This is a genomic window from Janibacter sp. HTCC2649, assembly GCF_000152705.1.
GTDB lineage: Bacteria > Actinomycetota > Actinomycetes > Actinomycetales > Dermatophilaceae > Knoellia.
The window spans coordinates 2,328,613-2,351,660 of record NZ_CH672413.1; the positions used below are offsets into that span (position 1 = coordinate 2,328,613).

Genomic DNA, 23,048 nt, shown 5'->3' on the forward strand with positions numbered 1-23,048 from the left:
CATTTTCTGGCCCACTCTGTGCCCTTGCGTCCGCGGATGTGGTCGTTAGAGCGACCACTTGCACGGACGCTACAGAGGCGGGGGCGAATACCCATTCACGGCGTGAATAGTGTTGCAGTGCAACCTGATTCAGTGGTCGATGACTGTCAGTGGTGGTCCGTAACGTTCTATCCATGAGCACGGCACCGGAGCTGACCTACACGCAATGTGTGGACCGGTTGCGCGCTGCCCAAGAAGCCGCCGCTGTCCTGCACTCGGTGGTGTTCCAAGCCACCGGGGCCGAACTGGCGCAGGGCCTCGAAGTGCTGGGCGAACTGTCCGCCGTCGCTGAGGGCGCCGAAGCCGCGATCACCATCGACGCGATCGAGCGTGGTGAACCCGCCACCTCCACCCCACCCGTCAACGCCCGCGAATGGGTCGCCCTGCACCACCGCCGATACGCCCAAGCCGGCGCCGGACAACTCGCCCACGTCGCCGACGCCTGCCGCGACCCCCGCCACAGCATCCTGCGCGACGCCGTCATCTCCGGCCGGGTCAGCATCTCCACCGCGGCGGTCATCCTCAAAGAGATGCGGCTGCTCAAACCCCACCTCAACCCCGACGCCATCGACAGCATCTGGCACGCGTTCATGACTCTGGGCGAGCATCACGACCACCGCACCGTGCGCCGACTACGCGAAGAACTTCTGGCCCGTCACGGCCTCGACGGCGAGTTCGACGACACCGAGAACCGCGCGAAGAAGGGCGAATCCCTGTCCCTGGGCAAGGAAATCGCACCCGGACTGTGGGAGTACGTCCTGCGACTGTCCCGCGAAGGACGCGCCGCCCTCGAAGCCGCGATCGAACCCCTGTCAGCCCCCACGCCCACCCCCGCCGACGAACACGGACCCGCCGAACCCGACCTACGCCCCCACGACCTCCGACGAGCCCACGCCCTCCTCGCGCTCATCGGCCGTGCCCAAAAAGCCGGCGACACAACCTGGTCCTGCACCAAAGCGCAGATCTTCGTCCAGATCAGCCTCGAAGACCTCCAACAGCGCGCCGGAGCAGGATCCCTGCTCGGAGGGCTGACCACCGGCGAACTCATCACCCCCGAAACCGTGCGCCGCTGGGCCTGCGACGCCACGATCATCCCCACCATGCTCAACTCCTGCGGCGAAGCCGTCGACCTCGGCCGCGCCGAACGCTTCTTCACCCCCGCCCAAATCAAACGCCTCTGGCTCAGGGACCGACACTGCACCTACCCCGGCTGCGACGCCCCAGCCGCCTGGACCGACGCCCACCACCTCATCCACTGGGCCGACGGCGGCCCCTCCGACCTCGACAACGCCGCCCTGCTCTGCGAACGGCACCACACCATCGTGCACACCCAGCGCTACCACGGCTGGATCGAACCCGACGAACACGGACGCCGACACGTCGCGTGGGACCGCACCCGCGGCGCCTACGACCACGCCCTCGCACAACTCGACTCAGGACACGGGCGTGGCGGACCACCAGGAGCGACCACCCAGCCCGGCCACGACCACCAACGCGCCTCCGGCGACCCCAACATCTGGCACCGACGATGACCACGCCCCACACCCCGACGCCACCAAGGCGACGGGGACAGTGGGCTGCTCAGCGCCGGGCCAGTGCTGCGATCCGCTCCATGTCTGCGGCACCCTCGAAGTCGGGGAGCGCGAGGAACACCGTCCCGACGCCTTCATCGAAGAGGCGGTCGTGCCGTTCGCGGTGGGCCTCGACCTCCGCGGCATGGTGGCGGGCCGCGAAGGCTGCCGCTTTCGTGCGCCCACGCAATCGCTCGACTCGGACCCACGTGTCGTCGCGGTCAGAGCCGACGATGGCGATGTCGAGCACCGTGACCCCGACCTCGTCGCGGGGTCGCCCCACGTGGTCGCAGTGGCGATGCAATACCGCGGTCTTGTGCCTGACGGTGTCCAGATCACCCTGGAGGTTGCAAGCGTCGCCCCATCGTGCCGCGATCCGCAGGGTGCGTTGCTCGCCTCCCCCGCCAATGATGAGGGGCAGCTTGCCCACGGGCCGGGGGTAACAGGTGGTCTCGGGCAGTGACACGCGCTCGCCGGCATACGCCTTGGTGCCGGGCGCCCACAGGGCCCGCACGGTCTCCGCAGCCGTCTCGAGTCCATCGAGCCGACCCGCGGCGCCCGGGAAGGGGAGGCCGAAGGCTGCATGTTCGCGCTCCCACCACCCGGCGCCGAGTCCGCAGAACGCGCGACCTCCGGTGAGGACGTCGAGGGTGGCGGCCGACTTCGCGATGATGCCAGCAGTGCGGAAAGTGGCGGGTGTGCAGAGCGTGCCGAGCTCGAGATCGGTGCCGAGCCCGGCCAGGGCGCCGAGCGTCACCCACGGTTCGGGGATCGGATCCCACGCACGACCCACCTGCGGGATCTGGATGAGGTGGTCCATCAGGGCGATGCCCGCGAAGCCCGCCTCGTCGGCAGCGAGCGCGACCTCGCGCAGCCATGCGAGCGGGTCCTCACCCCAAGGAAAGCGTGAGACCTGCAGCATCACCCGAGGCTCGCCAGGCGTAGCGGTCGACCGAGCTGGCGCGGCTACGGAAGCCTCGCGCGATCCGACGTCTGACCCCGTGACCGATCCAGCCATCGAGGCAACGTTCCAGCCGGGCTCGTCGCCGCTCACGACGTGGACGACCCAACCCTCGGCCTCGAGTTCACTCTGGACCTCGCGCACGCGTTGGAGCTGGGCGTTGAGCACGTTCGCCGGAACAGACCGATCACGGCGAGCGTTGCGCGCCCGGCAGGTGGCAGCCGGAGTGTCGAGGACAACCGCCACTGTGGCGAACCCGGCCTTGCGCGCCATCGCCGCCCAGCCCGCCCGCCGATCCGGATCCAGCCCGAGGGTGTCGATGACGACAGTGAGCCCACGCCAGGTTCGGCCCGCCACGACTTGGTCAAGGAGTGAGAAGGCGTCATCAGAGGCGTCGAGATCAGCCGTTCCGCTGCCGACCACCGCACGCAGGGCATCGGACGAGACGACTTCGGTGACTCGATAGTGCGTCGCCGCCCAAGTCGACTTCCCGGAGCCGGACGCGCCGACCAGCAGCACCAGCGCTGGGTCCGGGATTCGCATCATCGCAGTCTCGCAGCCAAGGACGACGTCAGCCCGTGAAAACCGATGGGGCCAAACGCGCGATGTGCCGCGCGTTTGGCCCCATCGGAGGTCCTTGCCGAGCGGGTCAGCCCAGGTTGTTGGCCTTGAGGAACTCGGCCGCCACGTCCTTGGCGTCCTTCTTGTCCGTCACCGTCTCCTTGAGCAGGCCGGAGATGACCTCGGTGGTGAGGGCCTTCGACACCGCGTTGAGCGCCGGTGCCAGCTCGTCGGCACGGTCCTTGGCGACGAGCGGGACGATGTTCTGCGAGCCGAAGAGCTTCTTGGTGTCCTCAAGGGAGACGAAGCCGTTCTCGGCGATCGACGGGTCGGTCGTGAAGATGTTGGCCGCGTCGACCTGGCCGTTCTTGAGCGCCTGGACAAGGCCCTGACCGGTGAGCTCACGGAACGACTTGAACGTCACGCCATAGGTGCTCGTCAGTCCGGGCACACCCTGCGGGCGGGCCTTGAACTCCGGCGGCGCTCCGAGGGACATCTGGCCGGCAACGGCCTTGAGGTCCTCGATCGTCTTGAGCGACTTGGAGTCCGCCGTCGCCTTGGTGACCACGATGGAGTCGTTGTCCTCGGCCGCCGACTTCTCCAGGAGGGCGAACTTGGCGGGGATGAGCGACTGGATCGCGGTGTAGACCTTCTCGGGATCGGTCTCCTTGAAGTTCTTGTCGTAGAAGAAGCCGATCGCCCCGGTGTACTCGGGGATGGCCTGGATCGAGCCGTCCTCGAGCGCCTTGAGGTAGATCTCGCGCGAACCGATGCGCGGCTTGGTCGTGGCGTCGATGCCCTTGGCCTTGAGCGCACCGGCATAGATCTCGGCGAGCAGCTCGGACTCGGGGAAGTCAGCGGAGCCGATGACGACGGCCCCGCCGCCGGCTGAGCTGCTGCCGGAGGGCGAGTCCGATGCCAGGGGGTCGCCTCCGCCGCCGCAGGCAGACAGGCCGAGGATCGCAGCGGTGGTGAGAGCGAGTACGGAAGTCATGCGCTTCATGAGGAAGTCCTTCGGTAGCGATCGCTCATGCGATCGGTCGTGCGTTCGGGCTGGGCAATGACGAACTGAGCAGTGAAACAGGGACAACTCGTGGCAGATCGAACATGCGACATCGCCGGGGGTCAGGCCGCATCAGGATCAACTCCACCACCGGGCACCGACATTCCGGCCTGAGGCAACGACTCGGTCTCGGCCGCGACGACATCCGGACTCGTGCGCCCCCGCAGGGACCGGCCCTTGCGCCCACCGGTGAGCCCGGGCGACACGACGAGACGCTGCACGACCGCGAGGATTCCGTCGACGATCAGGGCGAGGAGGGACACGACGAGCGCTCCGCCGGCCGTCGAGACGTAGTCACCGGTCTTGATCCCGTCGACGAGATACCTGCCCAAACCACCCAATCCAACGTATGCCGCGACGGTCGCCGTCGCGATCACCTGCAGGAACGCTGAGCGCAGGCCCGAAAGAATGAGCGGCAGAGCGTTGGGGATCTCGACCTGTCGCACGACCTCGAGGCCCCGCATACCCATGCCGCGCGCAGCGTCACGGGTGGCGGGATCGACCGCCTCGACACCGGCATACACGCCGGAAAGGATCGGCGGGATGACGAGGACGACAAGGACGACGATGCTGGGAATGAGGAAGGCGAGGTCGGACTGGAACTTCGGGCCGAGCCACAGGGCCACCGCGAAGAGCAGACCCAGAGTCGGCACGGCACGAAGTGAGTTCGCCAGTGTGACAAGCCATTTGGCGCGACCAGTGTGACCGACCCACAGCCCCAGCGGGATCGCGATGACAGCGGCGATGACGACGGCGAGCAGGGAGTACCAGAGGTGCTGGATGAGGCGAGCACCCAGACCGGTGTCACCCGACCAGGTTGCCGACGAGGTCAGCCACTCGAAGATGCTGGCGATCATGAGCGGCCTCCCTGGGCTCGGACCCACGGAGTGAGCAGGCGCTGGCCGAGCAGGATGAGCCCGTCGAAGAGGAGAGCCAGGACGACGCACGAGACGATGCCGATGACGATCTCGGGCGTGATGAAGCGGTCATAGCCGTCGGTGAGCAGGTTGCCGAGCTGGGAGACACCGATGAGCGAGGCCACCGAGACGATGCTGACGTTGCTCACGGCCGCGACACGCAACCCGGCCGCGATGACCGGGATCGCCAGGGGCAGCTCGATGCCGAAGAAACGCCGGAACCCGCGATAGCCCATCGCCCGAGCCGCTTGGAGGACGTGGTCCGGCACAGAGCCCAGTCCATCGGCGACGGTGCGCACGAGCAGTGCCACGGTGTAGACCGTCATCGCCACGACGACGTTGATCGGATTCAGCACCTGAGTGCCGAGGATCAAGGGCATCAACACGAACAGCGCCAGGCTCGGAATCGTGTAGAGCAGACCCGACGTCGAGATGAGCACGGGATAGAGCCGCGACCAGCGTCGGGCCGCCCACCCCAGCGGCAGCGCGATGAGCAGTCCGAGGATCAACGGGACCCCGGCGAGCCACACGTGGCTGCGCGCCAACGTGAAGATCTCGCTCCAGTGGTCGTTGATCCAGGTCATGCAGACGTCTCCGTGCCCGACTCGACGAACTCGGACTCGACGAACTCAGCGGCGTGGTCGACGTCCGGTCGGTCGGCCGACTCGATGAGCGAGAGCACCTCATGGGCCCGAACCGAGCCGACGAGCGAACCCGAGTCGTCGACGATGACGCCTCGACGCGAGGGTGACGACAGGGCGGCATCGAGAGCGCCACGCAAGGAGCCCGACGCGCGAGCGACGGTGCCACCGCGGTGCAGTGCCTTGGACGTCACCTCGCCGTTGACCCGCGAGGGTTCGACCCAGCCCAGCGGGCGACGCTCGTCATCGACGACGAGCACCCAGTCACCGGACACGCCTGCCGTGGACTCCCCGACGACCAGCGTGTGCTCAGCAGCCAGCGGTAACTTGGGGGCGGGCTGGAACTGCAGCGACCGGTATCCGCGGTCGCGTCCCACGAAGTCCGCCACGAAGTCATCGACCGGGTGCGCCAGCAGGAACGCCGGGTCCGAGATCTGGGCGAGCTTGCCGCCGACGCGCAGCACGGCCACCTGGTCGCCGAGCTTGATCGCCTCGTCGATGTCATGGGTGACGAAGACGATCGTCTTGCCGAGCTCGGACTGGAGGTCGAGGAAGACGTCCTGGAGCTGGTCTCGCACGACCGGGTCGACGGCGCTGAACGGCTCGTCCATGAGCATCACCGGCGGGTCGGCCGCGAGCGCCCGGGCGACGCCGACGCGCTGCTGCTGACCACCCGAGAGCTGCGAGGGATAGCGGTCTGCCAGCTCTGGCGCCAACCCCACGCGGTTGAGCAGGTCACGGGAGCGCTCGAGCGTCTCCTTCTTGTCCCAGCCGAGCAGGCGCGGGACGGTGCCGACGTTGTCGACGACGGTCCGGTGCGGGAAGAGCCCGGCGTGCTGGATGACGTAGCCGATGCCACGGCGCAGCTCGGACTCGTTCATGCCGGCCGTGTCCTGGCCGTCGAGACTGATCGTGCCGCTGGTGGGCTCGATCATCCGGTTGATCATCCGCAGCGACGTCGTCTTGCCACAGCCGGAGGGCCCCACGAGGACCGTGATCTTGCCGGTCGGAGCCGTGAGGCTCAGATGGTCCACGGCCACGGTGCCGTCGGGGTATTTCTTGGTCACGCCGTCGAACCGGATCATGCTCAGCCCCTTGCCAAACGAATGGTGAGGTCAAACGTAACCGCCGGGGACGGCATACGCGCAGTTCAGAGCCTTGACAATCGCTGATGGAGAAAAGCGACGTTGATTGGCCCCATGTGGTCAGAAAGTGGTCTGAGCGGCTTAGCATCAAGCGGACTGCCCACAACGATGAGGACATGACGTGACGCTGACTGCCCACTGCCACCGGGTGGCGATCGATGAGTAATCCCGTCACCAGCACCGTCGGCGCGGAGGGGCGCCGCGAACGGTGGGTCGCTGTCGGTTATCTGCTGCCGGCGCTCGTCGTCTTCGGGCTGTTCATCTTCTGGCCGCTCGTGAAGTCCATCCTGCTGTCCGTGCAGGGCACCGACATCCTCGGCAACCCGAGCGGCTACGTCGGCTTCGTCAACTACACGCGGATGTTCAACGACCCGGACTTCCTCCAGGTGCTGTGGGTGACGTTCGCGTTCACGATCCTCACGGTCATCCCGAGCATCGCCATCGCGTTGGTCATCGCCCTGCTCCTGCAGTCGCGCATCCGCGGGGTTCGGTTCTTCCGCACGGCCTTCGCGCTGCCGTTCGCCTTCTCGGTGGCGACGGCCTCGGTCATCTTCGGCGTGCTCTTCAACCCGGCTTCGGGTGTCCTCAACGGCATCCTCAGCCACCTCGGCATGGACAAGGTGCAGTGGCTGACCAACCCCGACCTCGCGCTCTGGTCCGTGTCGGGCGCGACTGTGTGGATGCAGGTCGGCTACAACCTCCTCGTCCTGTCGGCCGGTCTCGGCGCCCTCCCCGAGGACGTCATGGAGGCCGCGCGGCTCGATGGGGCCTCGGGGCTGCGGCTCCAGCGCTCCATCGTCATGCCGCTGCTCACCCCGCAGCTCTTCTTCCTCATCGTCGTGGGGACGATCCACTCGCTGCAGAGCTTCGGTCAGATCAAGATCCTCACGGTCGGTGGACCCGAGGACCGGACGACGACGCTCGTCTACTCGATCTACGAGCAGGCGTTCGCCAACAACAACAGCAACTACGGCTACGCCTCGGCGCAGGCCATGGTGCTGCTCCTCATCGTCCTCATCATCACGGCCTTGCAATTCGGGGTCCTCGAGAGGCGGGTGTTCTACCGATGAGCACTGACACGACCGTGAAGCCGACGACGGCCACATCGTCCAAGCCCACACGCAGCCCCCGCAAGCCGGGCAACATCGGGACCTACCTCATCCTCGGGGTGCTGTTCCTCATCGTGCTGTTCCCGGTCTACTACGGGCTCGTCGGATCACTCATGGGTGAGCGCGACACCAACAGCTTCCCGCCGGCTCTCTACCCCAAGAACGGCGTCCACCCGGAGAACTACTCCAAGGCGCTCGACATCATCCCGCTGGGCAACCAGTACCTCACGAGCGTCCTGCAGACGCTCGGGATCACGCTCGGCCAGATGGTCACGAGTGCCCTCGCGGCCTACGCCTTCGTGTTCTTGAACCTGCGCTGGCGCGGGTTCTGGTTCGCCGTGTTCCTGTCGACGATGATGATCCCGTTCGAGTCGATCATCATCCCGAACTACCTGCTCATCTCGCAGTGGGGACTCAAGGACACGATCGCCGGCCTGACGCTGCCGTTCCTCGCGACCGGCTTCGGGACGTTCCTGCTGCGCCAGTCCTTCCTGTCGTTCCCGATGGAGCTGCGCGATGCGGCGCGGGTCGACGGGGCCGGGCACTTCCGGTTCCTCTTCTCGATCCTCATGCCACTGAGCCGTCCCAGCCTGGCGGCGCTCGGCATCTGGTCGGCACTGTCGGCCTGGAACATGTACTTCTGGCCACTCCTCGCCACCGAGGACCCGAAGCACCAGACGATCCAGATCGGCATCAGCCAGCTGCAGAGCTCTGACTCCGACTCCCCCGGCATGGTGCTCGCCGGCGTCATGCTCGCCCTCTTCCCCACCCTGCTGCTCGTCATCTTTGGGCAGCGATTCATCGTCCGCGGTCTCACCACGGGTGCCGTCAAGTGATGCGCAAAGGAGTGCACGAAATGAAGAGAACAACCTCAGGTGGCACAAGCCGCCGACTCCGGTATGCCGTGCCGGCAGGCCTGGTGACCGTGTCGCTGTTCCTCGCCGCCTGCGGCGGCGGCTCGGGGGATGACGGCGATGGAGGCAACGGGAGCAGCGGAGGAGCTCCCGCCGCCGACGTCCTCGACAAGGCAACGGGGGTCACCACCGTCGCGTTCTGGCACGCGATGGACGGCACGAACGCCGAGGCGCTCGACAAGCTCGTCGCCGACTTCAACACCGCCAAAAAGGGCAAGATCGAGGTCAAGTCGACCTACGCCGGCAAGTACGACGACGCCATCACGAAGTACAAGGCGGCCATCCAGAGCAAGTCGACGCCGGACGTCATCCAGATCTACGACATCGGCAGCCGCTTCATGATCGACGCGAAGCAGACGATCCCGATGCAGTCGTTCATCGACCGCGACAAGCTCGACGTCTCGGACCTCCAGGCCAACATCACCGGCTACTACAGCATCGACAAGAAGCTGAACTCGATGCCGTTCAACACCTCCATGCCGGTCCTGTACTACAACAAGACCCTCTTCCAGAAGGCTGGCCTCGACCCCGAGAACCCGCCCCAGGACCTCGCCGGCATCCGCGCCGCCGCCGAGAAGCTCGCCAAGAAGGCCGGCGGCCCGGCGGACTACGGCTTCGGTGCCGCGATCTACGGCTGGCTCCTCGAGCAGTTCATTGCCACGGACGGCAAGGAGTACTGCGACCAGGGCAACGGTCGTGACGGCAAGGCGACCAAGGTGCTGTTCGACCAGCCCGAGAGCGTCGAGGTCGTCAAGTGGTGGCAGCAGATGGTCAAGGACGGTCTCGCCGCCAACACCGGTCGCGACACCAAGGCCGCGCAGGCAGCCTTCAAGTCCGGCCAGCTCGCCATCACGCTCGAGTCCACCGGTCAGCTCGGCGGCTACAGCAAGGCAGCCAAGGAGGGCGGCTGGGAGCTCGGCGCAGCCAACTACCCGCACATCAAGGCAGGCACCGAGGGTGGCCCGATCATCGGCGGCGCCTCGCTCTGGATCAACGGCGAGAGCCACAAGGACGTCAACAAGGAAGCCGCTTGGCAGTTCGTGAAGTTCCTCGCCGACAAGAAGAGCCAGTCGCAGTGGCACATCGGCACGGGCTACTTCCCGATCAGCAAGGGTGCGCTCGACGAGCCCGCTGACGTCGACTACCGCAAGGCCAACCCGCTGTTCGACGTTGCCGTCAAGCAGCTCGAGGACACGAAGCTGAGCAAGGCCACCCAGGGTTGCCTCCTCGGTGTCATGCCGCAGGCGCGCAAGGCGTCCGAGGACGGCCTCGAGGCTGCCCTCAACGGCACCGACGCGCAGGAAGCCATGACCAAGGCGGCCGAGTCCCTCACCGCTCAGATCAGCCAGTACAACAGCTCGGTCAAGTAGTCCCCACTGACCCACTGATTGCCAGGGTCGCGAACGGTGACGCCTCCTCGAGATCGAACGCGATCTCGAGGAGGCGTCGCTCGTCTCCGAGGCGTCCGGACAACATGATCCCCACGGGGCGGCCGTCGGCGCCCTGCCCCAGGGGCAGCGAGATCGCGGGCCCACCAGTGGCGTTGGCGAGTGGCGTGAACGCCGCGTAGTCGACCAGCTTGGCGAAGTGCTCCTCGAACGTCTGGTCGGCGTTGAGGTGTCCGATCGGCGGCGGGGTGTGGACAAGCACCGGTGAGAGCACCAGGTCCACGTCACCAAAACGCCTCTGCTGCACCGCTCCTGACGCCGCGAGTCGCGCGATGAACAGGGGCGCGCGGTGGGCGCGACGACGGAAGCGCTTGGCGAGTCCGAGCGTCAGGGGGTCGAGCTTGGTCGCATCGAAGTCGGAGCCGAACATGCCCCCACGATTGGACGCCACGGCATACGCAAGCAGTGACCAGTAGTCCTCGAAGTCTGTCTTGAAGGAGGTCGGCACGGGAGCGACGTAGTCAACAACGCTGTGCCCCAACGCTTCCAGCAGGTCACGAGTGCGCTCGACCGCGGCGCGGGTGTCGGCATCCGACGGCGGCGCGAAGGGCGAGTCGGGCAGGAAGCCGATGCGCAGGGGCCGCGCTGGTCCGTCCTCGACGTGACCGATGGGCTGCAGGCGCGGGTTGCGATAGCTTCGCTCGGACGCCTCGAAGAATCGCGCCGTGTCGCGCACCGACCGGGTGAGGACGCCGTCGACGACGACCTTGACCGGCATCGTCGCATTGCCCTCGTCGAGCCGCAGGCGACCGCGCGACGGCTTGAGGCCGACGAGTCCGCAGGCTGCCGCCGGGATGCGGATCGAGCCGCCGCCGTCGTTGCCGTGCGCGATCGGGAGCGCGCCCGATGCGACGAGGGCGGCAGAGCCGCCGGACGAACCACCCGTGCTGTATGCCGTGTTCCACGGGTTGCGGGTCACGTCACCGCCCACGCGTTCGGTCGTCGCGGTCCACCCGAACTCGGGCATCGTCGTCGAGCAGATCGGGATGACGCCGGTGTCGAGGAACTGGCGGGTGAACGCACCGTCGAGCTCGCCCGGACGTGCGGACACGGCCTGCGAACCCATCGTGGTCGGCATACCTGCGACGTGGATGTTGTCCTTCGTCGCGCTGGGGACGCCGGCGAAGGCACCGCGGATCCGGGTGGCGCCGGCACGGCGGCGGGCACGGTCGTGGTCCGTTGCGGCAACGGCATTGAGCGCACCGTTGACCGCCTCGACGCGGGCGATGGCGGCGTCGACGGCCTCGGCGGACGAGATCTCGCCGCTGGCGATGCGTTCGGCGACACCGGTGGCGTCGTCGGTGCCGAGCGCGTCGTCGGTGAAGGCGCTGACGACCTGGGGGCGCGATTCTGCAGAAGTCATGCCCCCAGTCCTACCGGACGGTAGCCAGTGACAATGGCCTGTGTGACAGAACTCCTCGCACGTGACTCGACCCGCGGCCGCCTGACCCTCACGGCAGTGACCCTCGGATCGGGCATCGCCATCCTCGACGGGTCGGTCGTCAACGTCGCGCTGCGCACCATCGGCACCGAGCTCGACGCCTCACTCGAGCAGCTGCAATGGGTCATCAACGGCTACATGCTGGCGCTCGCGTCGCTCGTCCTCGTCGGTGGCGCGCTCGGTGACCGGTTCGGGCGGCGACGGATCTATCTGGGGGGCATGGGCTGGTTCCTCATCGCGAGCGCGCTGTGTGCCGTGGCCCAGACGCCGGGCCAGCTCATCGCCATGCGAGTGCTCCAGGGGGTCGGCGCTGCCCTGCTCACGCCGGGCGGCCTCGCCATCATCCAGTCGGTCTTTCGTCGCGAGGACCGGGCGGCGGCGATCGGGACGTGGGCCGGGCTGTCCGGCATCGCGGCGGCGATCGGACCGTTCGTGGGCGGGTGGCTCGTCGACAACGGTGGCTGGCGCTGGATCTTCGGGATCAACGTGCCCCTGTGCATCGCGGTCATCGCGCTCACCCTGTGGGCCACACCGGAGTCGCGGGACGAGACACCTCGAACGGCGCAGGAGGGCGCCAGCCGCGGCTTCGACATCCCGGGCGGAGCCCTCACTGTGTTGTCCCTCGGGGCACTGACCTACGCCTTGACCTCGTCGGCGACGATGAGCCGGGGACTGCTCGCGGTCGTCGTGGCTGTGGCCGTCGCTGCTGCCGTGGGGTTCATCATCGTCGAGCAACGTTCTCGCACACCGCTCGTGCACCTGTCGCTGTTCGGGGACCGGGTCTTCTCGGCGGCCAACGCAATGACGTTCGTCGTGTATGGCGCGCTCGGCGTCGTCTTCTTCATCCTCGTGCTGCAGCTTCAGGTGTCGGCTGGTTGGTCGGCCCTGTCTGCCGGGTTGACCGGGTTGCCAGCAACGGTGGCGCTCATGTTCCTGTCGTCGCGGGCGTCGCAGCTGTCGGAGCGCATCGGGCCGCGCATCCCCATGGCCGTCGGACCGATCATCTGCGCGGTCGGGGTGCTCCTGCTGCTCCCGGCTGGTCGCGATGCGACGTGGTGGACGGTGCTCCCGGGGCTGGTCATCTTCGCTCTCGGGTTGGCGCTCCTCGTCTCTCCTCTCACGTCGACCGTGCTCGCGGCTGCGCCGGACCGGTATGCCGGTGTCGCCAGTGGCGTGAACAACGCCGTCGCGCGTGCGGGCTCGCTCATCGCCGTGGCCGCGCTTCCTGCCCTGGTGGGACTGTCCGGTGACGACTACCTCGACCCCACTGCCATGACGTCAGGCTTCCGCGCGGCCATGGTCATCTGCGCCGCCCTGCTCACCGCCGGCGGAGTCGTGAGCTGGTTCGGCCTCGCCAACTCCCCGCCTCCTTCGGGTGGCCAGCGCCTAGGCTGAGGGCGTGACTCTGCACTACGAGACACGCAGCTCCGACCACCCGCTCATCGACACGATCATGGTCGGCGAGATCGGCGCGTCGCAGCTCGTGCAACGTCCGGCCGAGCCACGGTGGCACCTCATCGTCCTCGACGGGCCCGGTCCCGACCGGGTCGTCCTCGCTGGCCCCAAGTCGACCGCCGCGGAGTTCGCGGTGCCCGGTGACGTGCGGGGCACCTGGGTGCAGCTGCGACTCGGCGCCCACGTCTCGGGGATGCGGATGAGCGACCTCGTCGACGCCGAAATCACCCTGGCCGACCGCGGGCGCCGCACATTCGAGCTGCGCGGGTCACGAGTGGAGATCCAGGAGGACGACGACGCCGAGGCCATGGTGGGCAAGCTCGTCGGCGACGGCGTCCTGGCGTTCGACCCGATCGTCGCCAGGGCACTGTCCGGCGTGAGCTCTGCCGTCCCCGAACGCACCGTGAGACACCGCATCCGCTCGTCCACCGGCCAGTCGCGCGAGCAGATCCGCCAGATCGAGCGCGCGAAGCAGGCCGCCGCACTCATCACGACCACTGCCCTGCCGCTGGCAGTCGTCGCGGCCGAGGCCGGCTACACCGACCAGCCCCACCTGACGAGGTCGATCAAGCGTTGGCTGGGCCGCACGCCGGGGCAGCTGCGTGTCGATGGCTGAGTTGCCGTCTCGTACAAGACCGTGACCCCGTCCCGCTCATAACGTCGTTCTCAGCAGCCGCACCACTCTGGTCGGCCTCGATGAAGGAGAACGGACATGAGCACGATTTCAGCAGGTTTCTCGGTGTCGCTCGACGGTTTTGTCGCCGAGGAGAACGACGACATCAGCAAGCTCTACGGCTGGATGGTCGGACAGGTCCAGCAGGAGACACCCCTGGAGGACATGGAGTACACGGACGAGGGCAAGGACGTCAACGAGACGAGGTCGACCAGCTTCGGCGCCATCGTCAGCGGTCGTCGGACCTTCGACCTCGCGCAGGGCTGGGGTGGCCAGCACCCGCTCGGCGTCCCGGTGGTCATCGTGACCCACGAGGCACCGTCACAGTGGGCCAACGACGGGAAGCCGTTCACGTTCGTGACAGGCGGCGTGGCGCAGGCAGTGGCCAGGGCCAGGGAGATCGCGGGCGAGGATAACGTTGCGGTCTGTGGACCCGACGTGATCCGGCAGTGCCTCGAGGAGGGCCTGCTCGACGAGGTGGGCATCGACCTCGTCCCGCTCCTGCTCGGGAAGGGCGTGCGGATGTTCACGGGTGAGTCGCCGGTCCAGCTCGAGAAGCTCTCGGCAGACGACGCCGACGGTGTGACCCACCTGCGCTACCGAGTCGTCCGCGACTGAACCCTCGCGACGGGCTGGGGCGGGACGGGCTGGAACGAGACGGGATCGGAAAAATCTTCCGTCACGGCATACACGGCTGTAGGGTTTCTCCGGTCACCCAGACACAGGAGATCGACGATGATCCGCACGCCCCGCCCGTCCGCCCCGATGAGTCTCGCGGCAGTCACCGCCGCCTCGCTGGTGCTCGTGAGCGCCTGCTCGAGCGGCGCCGGCAACGCGCCGGACGCCAGGACGGAGCCCGGAAAGGCGGGCGGCACGGCTGTCGTCGCGATGACGAGCGACCCGGACACGCTCATGCCGTGGAAGGCGACGCAGTTCCAGGCGGTCAACGTGCTGGGCAACATCTACGGGACGCTCACGGAGTACGACAAGGACCTCGGCACCGTCCCGGGCCTCGCCGAGAAGTGGGAGCCAGCGGCCGACGGGAAGTCCCTCACCCTGACCCTGCGCAAGGGCGTGAAGTTCACCGATGGCAGTGACTTCGACGCGGCCGACGTGAAGTTCTCGCTCGATGCCATCCGCGACGAGAAGACCGCAGCGGTCGCCCGCAGCGCCCTCGCCAACGTCACCGACGTCGTCGTCGTCGACCCCACCACGGTGAAGCTCGCCCTGTCGGCCCCCGACGCCGCACTCCCCTCGGGGCTGGCCAGCGTCAACATGGCGATGCTGCCGTCCGAGGCCAGCGCACCCGCCACGATGTCGGGTCTCGAGACGAAGCCCGACGGCACCGGTCCCTTCACCTTCGAGAGCCGCACTCCGTCGCAGTCGGTCAAGCTCAAGCGCAACGACGCCTACTGGGGCGACAAGGCGCTCCTCGACGGCGTGGAGTTCCGCGTGATGCCCGACGAGAACGCGATCGTCACGGCCCTCAAGTCCGGCAACGTCCACCTCGCCTCGATCAACGACCCCCTGGTCGCCAAGACGGCCGAGGGCGGCGAGCTCACCGTGACCAAGACCCAGCAGCTGAGCTATCACGCCCTGCAGCTCAAGGCGACGAGCACGACCAACCCGGCGCTCAAGGACCTCAATGTCCGCCTCGCCATCTCCTGCGCCATCGACCGGCAGCAGGTCCTCGACACCGCGGCCTACGGCGAGGGCGAGGTGACGGGCCCGATCACGGCACCGGAGTTCACGTCTGACGCAGCGGCTCGACCGTGCCCCAAGCGCGATGTCGCCAAGTCCAAGGACCTCCTGAGCAAGGCCGGCAAGCCCTCGCTCACGATCAAGACGATCGTCAGCCAGGGCGAGTACGCGACCTCGGTCAACGAGGCGCAGAACCTCAAGTCCCAACTCGCCGAGGCCGGCATCACCCTCGACCTCGAGGTCCTCGACATCGCGGCCTTCGTCAAGCGTTGGGTCGCCGGCGACTTCGAGGCAGCGGTCGCGCTCAACGGCGGGCGACCGGACCCCGACACGATGTACGGCCGCTACTTCACGAGCACCGGCAACCTGCAGAAGGTCGCTGGCTACTCCTCGCCCGAGCTCGACACGCTCTTCGCCGAGGGCAAGGCGACGTCCGACGAGGGCAAGCGCAAGGACATCTACGCGCAGGTGTCCAAGCAGCTCGAGGACAACGCGGCGTGGGTGTGGCTTTTCACCGGCAACACCTACACCGTCGCGTCCACGAAGGTCGCCGGCTTCACCCCGATGGCCAACAGCAGCCTGCAGTCACTGCGCACGACGACCATCCAGTGAGCCCCGGCTCCCTCACACTCGCCCGCCGCGTCGGTTGGCGCGTACTGGCCGTCGCCGCAACCCTCCTCGGCGTCGCCCTGCTCGTCTTCATCATGTTGCGCGCGATCCCCGGCGACCAGATCACGGCGTCGCTCGGCACGGAGGCAGCGGCGTTGACACCGGCGCAGCAGGCGTCCTTGCGGGAGTACTACGGTATCGACCAACCGCTCGTCACGCAGTTCTTCACGTGGCTCGGTGAGCTGCTGTCGGGCAACCTCGGCTTCTCGGTGCGGTCACACACGAGCGTGGCCTCGCTCACGGCCTCGGCGCTGCCGGTGACGCTGGAGCTGGCGTTCCTGTCGATCGTCGTGGCACTGCTCATCGGCATCCCGGTGGGCATGCTCGCGGCAGGCGCACCCAACACGTGGCGCGACGGAGTGGGCCAGGGGATCGCCCTGCTGGGCCTGTCGATCCCGTCCTTCCTGCTGGCGTCGTTCCTGCTCACCTATGCGGCTTCCGGACTCGGGTTCAACCCGAACGGCCAGCCGTATGCCGCGCCCTGGGTCGCGCTCTCGACGAACCTTCAGCAGATGGTGCTGCCCGCGCTGACTCTCGGTTTCGGGATCGCTGCGCCGATCGCGCGGACGACGCGCACCGCTGTGTTGGCGGTGCGGGACGAGGACTTCGTGCGGACGGCTCGCGCCAAGGGGGTGGGCGAACGGTTGCTGCGGCGACGCCACGTGCTGCGCAACGCGCTCCTCCCGGTGACGACGATGACCGGGCTGCAGCTCGGCTATCTCCTGGGTGGTGCAGTCGTCGTCGAGCAGATCTTCTCGTTGCCGGGGATCGGGCGACAGGTGCTGCTCGGCATCCAGCAGAAGGACTATGCCGTCGTGCAGAGCACCGTGCTCGTCATCGCGCTCGCGTTCGTCCTCGTCAACGTCGCCACGGATCTCGCCTATCGCGTCGTCGACCCGCGGGTGCGTGCGTCATGAGCGAGCTCACCGTCGACGTCACGTCGGCCCCGACGCGGCCGTGGCACCGGTTGCGACGATCCGTGCCGGGCGTCATCGGGCTCGTCATCATGGCCGTGCTCCTCGTGGTCGCCGTGCTCGCCTGGCTCGGCGTCACGCCCTTTGACCCGATCGCCCAGGACGCGCCGAACCGGCTCCAGCGCCCGTCGGGAGGGCACTGGTTCGGGACGGACCAGTTCGGTCGCGACGTGTACTCGCGGGTGGCTGCCGGACTGGCCAACTCGATGCTCATCGCTGGGGTGGCCGTCGCCCTGTCAGCAGCGCTCGGGACGGTGGCCGGAGTGGTCGCGGGCTACATCCGGGGTGCGGCCGACGCGGTCGCCGGCGGCGTGGCGAACGTGTTCTTCGCCTTCCCGCCGCTCCTCCTCGCCCTGACCCTCGTGTCGGTGCTCGACCGGACGTGGTTCACCGTCGCGCTCGCGATTGCTGTCGTCTATGTCCCGATCTTCTTCCGGGTCGCGCGTGGGCCGGTGCTGTCGCTGCGTGAACAGGACTTCGTGCGAGCTGCCGTGAGCACGGGGCAGAACCCCTGGGCGACCATGGCGCTCCACGTGCTGCCCAACATCAGCGGGCTCGTCATCGTCCAGACCGCGCTGTCCCTCTCGTGGGCCGTGCTCACCGAGGCGTCGCTCTCGTTCCTCGGACTCGGCGCGCCACCGCCCGCGCCCTCGCTCGGCTCGATGATCTTCGAGGCCCGCAACGTCATCTCCATCGCGAACTGGACGATGATCGCGCCCGGCATCGTCGTCGTGCTCCTCGTGGCCGGGCTCAACCTCCTCGGCGACGGACTGCGCGACGCCTTCGACGTCAAGGGACGTGACTGACATGGCTGAGACCACTGGGGCGACCCGCACAACCTCCATGCGCTGGCTCGGCATGATCTCGGGCACCTCACTCGACGCGGTCGACGCCGTCGTCATCGAGTTCACCCCGCGCGGCGACGGAAGCGGGGTGCTCGAGGCGCGCGTCGTCGGTGGGCGTTCGACGCCTTATCCGCCGGACCTGCGCGCCCGACTGGTCACCGCCCTCCCGCCGGGTCCGTGCACCGCCCATGAGCTCACACAGCTCGACACCCTCGTCGGTCAGCACTTCGCGGCCGTGGCGGCTGCGGTGATCGACGAGCTCGGACCGGTTGACGCCGTCTCCAGCCACGGCCAGACGACCTATCACTGGGTCGAGGACGGACATGCCCTCGGCACGATGCAGATCGGTCAGCCCGCGTGGATCGCCGAGCGGCTCGGGGTGCCGGTCGTGAGTGACCTGCGGGCCAGAGACGTTGCGGCACAGGGACATGGTGCTCCGCTCGTGCCCTTGCTCGATGTCCTCGCCCTCGCGGGGGCGAACGACGGGAACGCCACCTCCGAGGTGGTCGCTGCACTCAACCTCGGAGGCATCTCCAACATGACCCGGGTCGAGCCTGCGCCGAACACAGAAGGTGACCCGGGCCGCGAACCCAGCATCACGGCATACGACATCGGTCCGGCCAACGCGCTCGTTGACGCGGTCGTGACCGACCGCGGGCTCACACCCGAGGGTTATGACGTCGGCGGCGCGATTGCCGCGACGGGCACGGTCGACGACGACCTCCTGGAGCGCCTGCTCGCCGACCCGTACTACGACCTGCCGGCGCCGAAGTCGACGGGCAAGGAGTACTTCCACCTCGGGCTGGTGCGCGCGGCCGTCGGCAACCGAGAGCTCTCCGACGCCGATCTCATCGCCACCCTGACCCGGCTCACGGCCGAGGTCGTCGGCCGAGAACTGTTGCGCACCAATGTCACTCGCGTCCTCGCCTCTGGCGGTGGCTGCGACAACCCCGTGCTCATGCGGGCCCTGGTCGAGGCCGCACCGGGGGTGCAGGTCACGACGACGGCCGACCTCGGCATCCCCACGGACCTCAAGGAGGCCTTCGCCTTCGCCCTCATGGGCTGGGCCACGTGGCACGGCCTGCCCGGCAACGTGCCTGCGGCGACCGGCGCCGTCGGCCCACGGGTCCTCGGCTCCATCACGCCGGGCGCCACACCGCTGCGCCTGCCCGAGCCGCTCCTCTCACTGCCGCGCGCCCTCGTGGTCATCCCATGACCGACACCAACCCCGCGGAGGCGCTCGTGAGTCGACGCGTCTGCGCCGACGACACCGAGAACCCACCACCGGGCGCGGTCGTGGGCGCCTGGTCGTCCGAGCGGGCGCAGGTCTGGGTCGCGGGGTCCTGTGACACAGCAGGCGCACCGATGGAGGCCGACACCATTCATGACCTCGCGTCGGTGACGAAGCTCGTGACGACCTGCACTCTCATGGCGCTCGTGTCACGTGGCGACCTCGATCTGGACTGGCCCGTCTCACGGCACATTTCGTGGTCGGGTCCGGATCCGACCACTCGACAGCTGCTCCAGCATCGCGCCGGGCTGTTGCCCTGGCAGCCGCTGCACCACGCCGCTCGGCGGTCTGCCGACGTGCACGCGCTGGTTCCGGCTCTGCCGCGCGGCGGGCCCATGGACCTGGCGTTCGCCTACTCGGACCTGTCGTTCATCACGCTCGGGGCCGTGGTCGAGGCCATCACCGGCCACCCCCTCGACGTCAGCCTCAGCGAACTGGTCACCCGCCCGCTCGGCCTGGGTCTGCACTACCGGCCAAGCTTCGACTCCCCTCACGACGCCCACTCGGTTGCCGAGTCAGCGCTGGACGAGTCGTGGGAGGAGCGGATGATCGCCACCGGTCAGCCGTATGCCGTGCACCTGGCCCCCGACCCCCAGCTGTCGCCGGTGACGCGTCGGCCCGGCCCGATCGGCGGCACCGTCCACGACGGCAACGCCTTCCACGCCATGGGTGGCGTCTCGGGGCACGCCGGTCTCTTCGGGACAGTGCCCGACCTCGTGAGCCTGGGGCAGGCGCTGCTCGACACGACCCACGGGCTCTGGAGCTCTGACGTTGTCGAGGAGTTCACGACGCCCGGGCCAGATCCTTTGCAGGCCCTGGGATTCCGTGTCCGACCCCTGCCCCGAGGCCGACTCGCGTGGCACCCCGGCTTCACCGGGACTGCGCTGGGTGTCCGACTCGGGGGTGAGCCTGCGGTCATCGCCATGGCCACGAACCGGCACCTGCAGGACGGCGCGCCCGTCCCGACCGACCGCCTCTGGGAGCACGTCCTGCAGTCCGAGGCGACCGGCTCGCTGCTGCCGAACCCGACGGAGGTGCACCCGTGACCGCCCACCCCGCGCTGAGTGTGAGCGACCTGCACGTCGGCTTCCGATCGCGCCGCGGCCTGTCACCCGCGGTCCGCGGTGTCTCGTTCGACATCGCCCGCGGCGAGACTCTTGCCCTGGTCGGCGAGTCAGGATCCGGCAAGTCCACCACTGCCTCCGCCGTGAACCGGCTGCTGCCCGACACCGCCGAGATCTCCTCGGGCCGCATCGTCGTCGATGGCCGCGACATCGCCGAGCTGCAGCCGCGTGAGCTGCAGGCCCTGCGGGGTGCGGGCATCGGGCTCGTCCCGCAGGACCCGATGACCAACCTCAACCCCGTGATGCGCGTCGGCGACCAGATCGCTGAGGCGCTGGAGGTCCACGGCACCTCCGCGTCCGACGCGCGCAAACGCGCCCTCAACCTGCTCGAGGCCGTCGGCATCGCGGACGCCGTGGTGCGGTCCCGGCAGTACCCCCACGAGTTCTCCGGCGGCATGCGCCAGCGCGTCCTCATCGCGATCGGTCTCGCGTCCCGGCCCGCCCTGCTCATCGCCGACGAGCCGACGTCGGCCCTGGACGTGACGATCCAGCGCCGGATCCTCGACCTCCTCGACGAGCTCACCGGCGACCTCGGCACCGCCGTTCTCCTCATCACCCACGACCTCACCCTGGCCGCCGAGCGGGCCGACCGCGTCGCGGTCATGCAGAACGGCGAGATCGTCGAGATCGGCACCGCCCGCGAGGTCATGCACTCCCCCCAGCACGAATACACCAGGCGCCTGCTGGCCGCCATCCCCGGCACGACCGCCACACCTCGCCCCAGCGACCCCGCCGAATCCCACGGCACCGGACCCGGGCCAGCCCCCCTCCTCGAGGTCCGCAACCTGGTGAAGGTCTTCGGAGGTGGGCACACGGCATACACGGCGGTTGATGGGGTCAGCCTTGCCATCCCGCCCGGGAGGACGGTCTCGATCGTCGGTGAGTCCGGCTCGGGCAAGTCGACCGTCGCCAACATGTTGCTCGGCCTCGAGACGCCCACGTCGGGCGACGTGCTCGTCGGCGGCCAACCCCGCGGCACCGGTCGGCGGGCGCTCAAGGCCGTGCGGCGACAGATCCAGCCGGTGTTCCAGAACCCCTACGCGTCGCTCGACCCGCGCTACACGGTCGGCCGCAGCATCGCCGAACCCATGGCGGTGCACGGGATCGGGACGAAGGAGGCGAGGCGAGCGCGCGTCGCCGAGCTGCTCGACCAAGTCGCCCTTCCTGCAGAGGTCGCCGACCGCCACCCGCACCAGCTGTCCGGCGGGCAGCGGCAACGCGTCGCCATCGCCCGTGCCCTGTCGCTCGAACCCGACCTCGTCGTCCTCGACGAGGCGGTGTCGGCGCTCGACGTGCTCGTGCAGCAGCAGATCCTCGAGCTCCTCGCGCGCCTGCAGTCCGAGCTCGGGCTGGCCTATCTCTTCATCAGCCACGACCTCGCCGTCGTGCGCATGATCTCCGACGAGGTCCACGTCATGCAGGCAGGCAAGATCGTCGAATCCGGTTCTCCCGAGACGCTGTTCACCTCGCCGCAGGAGGACTACACGCGAGAGCTCCTCGCTGCCATCCCCCAGGGCGCCTGACTAGCGCAGGAGGGAGTCCGTCACGAACTCGGCGACCTCACGGTGCCAGGTGAGCGGGTGCCGCAGCATCGCGTGACCCTCACCCTCGACCGGTCGCCACGTCACGTCGGCCCCCTGACCACGCAGCACCTCGCCGAGCGCCTCCGTGCGTCGCGGGTCGGTGGTCTGGTCGTTCGCACCGTGCATGAGCAGGACCTTCAACCCGGGCCGACCCAACCGCGGATCCCCGTCCTCGACCCAGGGCGCGAGAGCCACCACCGTCGTCACGTCCGCCTCCCCCGCGAGGTGAGTCGCGACCCGACCACCCATGGAGTGGCCGATGAGCGCGATGGGCCGCCCGGCATACCTTCCACGGATCTCGTCCAGGGCCCAGCGAGCATCCGTGAGTGGCGTCTGCTCGTCGCCGTTCCACCCGAAGTGGCGGTTCCGGAGCCTCACGACGGCAATGCGGTCGCCAGCACGCCGTTCGATGGCCGAGGCAAACGGGCGCATGCGCACGACCGGTCCCTTGAGCCACGACATCGGCGCGTGACCGTGCTCCCCACCGCCGTGGAGGATCAGGGCGACCGCCTCGGCACCCGCTGGGGTGCTCCCTCGCAGGTCAGCGAGGTGGGCGGGCGGAACGGTCACACGCGCTCGCCGGAGGCGAGCTCACCGAGCAACCACGCGGCATACGCGGCACTGGCATCGAGAATCGGGACGGCGATGATCTCGGGCGTCTCGTAGGGGTGGATCTCGCCGACACGCTCGCAGATGCGGTCGAAACGGCCACGATGCGACTTGGCGAGGACGAGGTGCTCCTGGGCCGTGACGACTTCGCCATCCCAGCGGAAGGTCGACGTGATGCCGGGCAGGACTTGGGCGCAAGCGGCCAATCGCTCCGTGACGAGGAGCCGCGCGATGGCCGCCGCATCCCCTGCGGGAGCCGTGATCCGCACCTCGAGGATGCCGTGGTCGGACGCGCGGTCGTTCGTCATGGGCGC

General features: G+C 68.4%; 21 protein-coding genes. 13 read left to right on the top strand and 8 right to left on the bottom strand.

What is annotated here, in order from left to right; genetic code table 11:
• The first annotated feature begins 173 nt into the window (after positions 1-173).
• Positions 174-1,571: an HNH endonuclease signature motif containing protein gene (locus tag JNB_RS11130; RefSeq protein WP_009776565.1), complete on the top strand. Its 1,398-nt coding sequence runs from the start codon at positions 174-176 to the stop codon at positions 1,569-1,571.
• 49 nt (positions 1,572-1,620) lie between these two features.
• On the opposite strand, the gene JNB_RS11135 is transcribed toward JNB_RS11130, so the two are convergent.
• The 5 genes from JNB_RS11135 to JNB_RS11155 all read right to left on the bottom strand — a co-directional run bounded on the left by JNB_RS11135 (position 1,621) and on the right by JNB_RS11155 (position 6,838).
• Positions 1,621-3,114: an LLM class flavin-dependent oxidoreductase gene (locus JNB_RS11135; protein ID WP_040884676.1), complete on the bottom strand. Its 1,494-nt coding sequence runs from the start codon at positions 3,112-3,114 to the stop codon at positions 1,621-1,623.
• A 106-nt stretch (positions 3,115-3,220) separates the two neighbouring features.
• Positions 3,221-4,135: an ABC transporter substrate-binding protein gene (locus JNB_RS11140; protein ID WP_009776567.1), complete on the bottom strand. Its 915-nt coding sequence runs from the start codon at positions 4,133-4,135 to the stop codon at positions 3,221-3,223.
• A gap of 122 nt (positions 4,136-4,257) precedes the next feature.
• Complete coding sequence (locus JNB_RS11145; protein WP_009776568.1) at positions 4,258-5,052, bottom strand: ABC transporter permease; 795 nt, start codon at positions 5,050-5,052, stop codon at positions 4,258-4,260.
• Positions 5,049-5,696 carry an ABC transporter permease gene (locus JNB_RS11150; protein ID WP_009776569.1) on the bottom strand — a complete coding sequence of 216 codons (648 nt, stop codon included), beginning with the start codon at positions 5,694-5,696 and terminating at the stop codon, positions 5,049-5,051. The genes JNB_RS11145 and JNB_RS11150 overlap by 4 nt, the downstream gene beginning before the upstream one ends.
• Positions 5,693-6,838: an ABC transporter ATP-binding protein gene (locus tag JNB_RS11155; RefSeq protein WP_009776570.1), complete on the bottom strand. Its 1,146-nt coding sequence runs from the start codon at positions 6,836-6,838 to the stop codon at positions 5,693-5,695. The genes JNB_RS11150 and JNB_RS11155 overlap by 4 nt, the downstream gene beginning before the upstream one ends.
• Before the next feature lie 218 nt (positions 6,839-7,056).
• Between JNB_RS11155 and JNB_RS11160 the strand changes: the two genes are divergently transcribed.
• From JNB_RS11160 to JNB_RS11170, 3 genes are read left to right on the top strand one after another with little or no spacing between them, the layout of a single operon-like run.
• Positions 7,057-7,968: a carbohydrate ABC transporter permease gene (locus tag JNB_RS11160; RefSeq protein WP_009776571.1), complete on the top strand. Its 912-nt coding sequence runs from the start codon at positions 7,057-7,059 to the stop codon at positions 7,966-7,968.
• On the top strand, positions 7,965-8,843 hold the full coding sequence (locus JNB_RS11165) for a carbohydrate ABC transporter permease (RefSeq protein ID WP_009776572.1): 879 nt from the start codon (positions 7,965-7,967) through the stop codon (positions 8,841-8,843). Before JNB_RS11160 ends, JNB_RS11165 begins: the two co-directional genes overlap by 4 nt.
• A 20-nt stretch (positions 8,844-8,863) precedes the next feature.
• Positions 8,864-10,291, top strand: a complete 1,428-nt coding sequence (locus JNB_RS11170; protein ID WP_083784471.1) for an ABC transporter substrate-binding protein — start codon at positions 8,864-8,866, stop codon at positions 10,289-10,291.
• On the opposite strand, the gene JNB_RS11175 is transcribed toward JNB_RS11170, so the two are convergent.
• Positions 10,284-11,732, bottom strand: coding sequence for an amidase (locus JNB_RS11175; RefSeq protein ID WP_009776574.1), 1,449 nt, complete (start codon positions 11,730-11,732; stop codon positions 10,284-10,286). The two genes, JNB_RS11170 and JNB_RS11175, sit on opposite strands and share 8 nt — an antisense overlap.
• A gap of 33 nt (positions 11,733-11,765) precedes the next feature.
• On the opposite strand from JNB_RS11175, the gene JNB_RS11180 reads away from it, so the two are divergent.
• From JNB_RS11180 to JNB_RS11220, 9 genes are all read left to right on the top strand, one after another.
• Positions 11,766-13,205, top strand: coding sequence for an MFS transporter (locus JNB_RS11180; RefSeq protein WP_009776575.1), 1,440 nt, complete (start codon positions 11,766-11,768; stop codon positions 13,203-13,205).
• A 4-nt stretch (positions 13,206-13,209) separates the two neighbouring features.
• Positions 13,210-13,881: a helix-turn-helix transcriptional regulator gene (locus JNB_RS20495; protein ID WP_009776576.1), complete on the top strand. Its 672-nt coding sequence runs from the start codon at positions 13,210-13,212 to the stop codon at positions 13,879-13,881.
• 96 nt (positions 13,882-13,977) lie between these two features.
• Positions 13,978-14,556, top strand: coding sequence for a dihydrofolate reductase family protein (locus JNB_RS11190; RefSeq protein ID WP_009776577.1), 579 nt, complete (start codon positions 13,978-13,980; stop codon positions 14,554-14,556).
• Between the two features lie 117 nt (positions 14,557-14,673).
• Complete coding sequence (locus JNB_RS11195) at positions 14,674-16,251, top strand: ABC transporter substrate-binding protein (protein WP_050766609.1); 1,578 nt, start codon at positions 14,674-14,676, stop codon at positions 16,249-16,251.
• A complete protein-coding gene (locus tag JNB_RS11200; RefSeq protein ID WP_009776580.1) occupies positions 16,248-17,225 on the top strand; it encodes an ABC transporter permease in 978 nt (325 codons plus the stop codon). The genes JNB_RS11195 and JNB_RS11200 overlap by 4 nt, the downstream gene beginning before the upstream one ends.
• Complete coding sequence (locus tag JNB_RS11205; RefSeq protein WP_009776581.1) at positions 17,222-18,088, top strand: ABC transporter permease; 867 nt, start codon at positions 17,222-17,224, stop codon at positions 18,086-18,088. The genes JNB_RS11200 and JNB_RS11205 overlap by 4 nt, the downstream gene beginning before the upstream one ends.
• Position 18,089: 1 nt before the next feature.
• Complete coding sequence (locus JNB_RS11210; RefSeq protein ID WP_040883728.1) at positions 18,090-19,343, top strand: anhydro-N-acetylmuramic acid kinase; 1,254 nt, start codon at positions 18,090-18,092, stop codon at positions 19,341-19,343.
• Positions 19,340-20,464 (top strand): serine hydrolase, encoded by a 1,125-nt coding sequence (locus JNB_RS11215; RefSeq protein ID WP_009776583.1) that lies wholly within the window; start codon positions 19,340-19,342, stop codon positions 20,462-20,464. Before JNB_RS11210 ends, JNB_RS11215 begins: the two co-directional genes overlap by 4 nt.
• A complete protein-coding gene (locus tag JNB_RS11220) occupies positions 20,461-22,065 on the top strand; it encodes an ABC transporter ATP-binding protein (RefSeq protein WP_009776584.1) in 1,605 nt (534 codons plus the stop codon). The genes JNB_RS11215 and JNB_RS11220 overlap by 4 nt, the downstream gene beginning before the upstream one ends.
• On the opposite strand, the gene JNB_RS11225 is transcribed toward JNB_RS11220, so the two are convergent.
• Both JNB_RS11225 and cutA read right to left on the bottom strand, forming a co-directional pair.
• Positions 22,066-22,695, bottom strand: coding sequence for an alpha/beta hydrolase (locus tag JNB_RS11225; RefSeq protein ID WP_009776585.1), 630 nt, complete (start codon positions 22,693-22,695; stop codon positions 22,066-22,068). It lies immediately after the preceding gene.
• Positions 22,692-23,042 carry a divalent-cation tolerance protein CutA gene (gene cutA / locus JNB_RS11230; protein ID WP_009776586.1) on the bottom strand — a complete coding sequence of 117 codons (351 nt, stop codon included), beginning with the start codon at positions 23,040-23,042 and terminating at the stop codon, positions 22,692-22,694. The genes JNB_RS11225 and cutA overlap by 4 nt, the downstream gene beginning before the upstream one ends.
• Between the last annotated feature and the right edge of the window lie 6 nt (positions 23,043-23,048).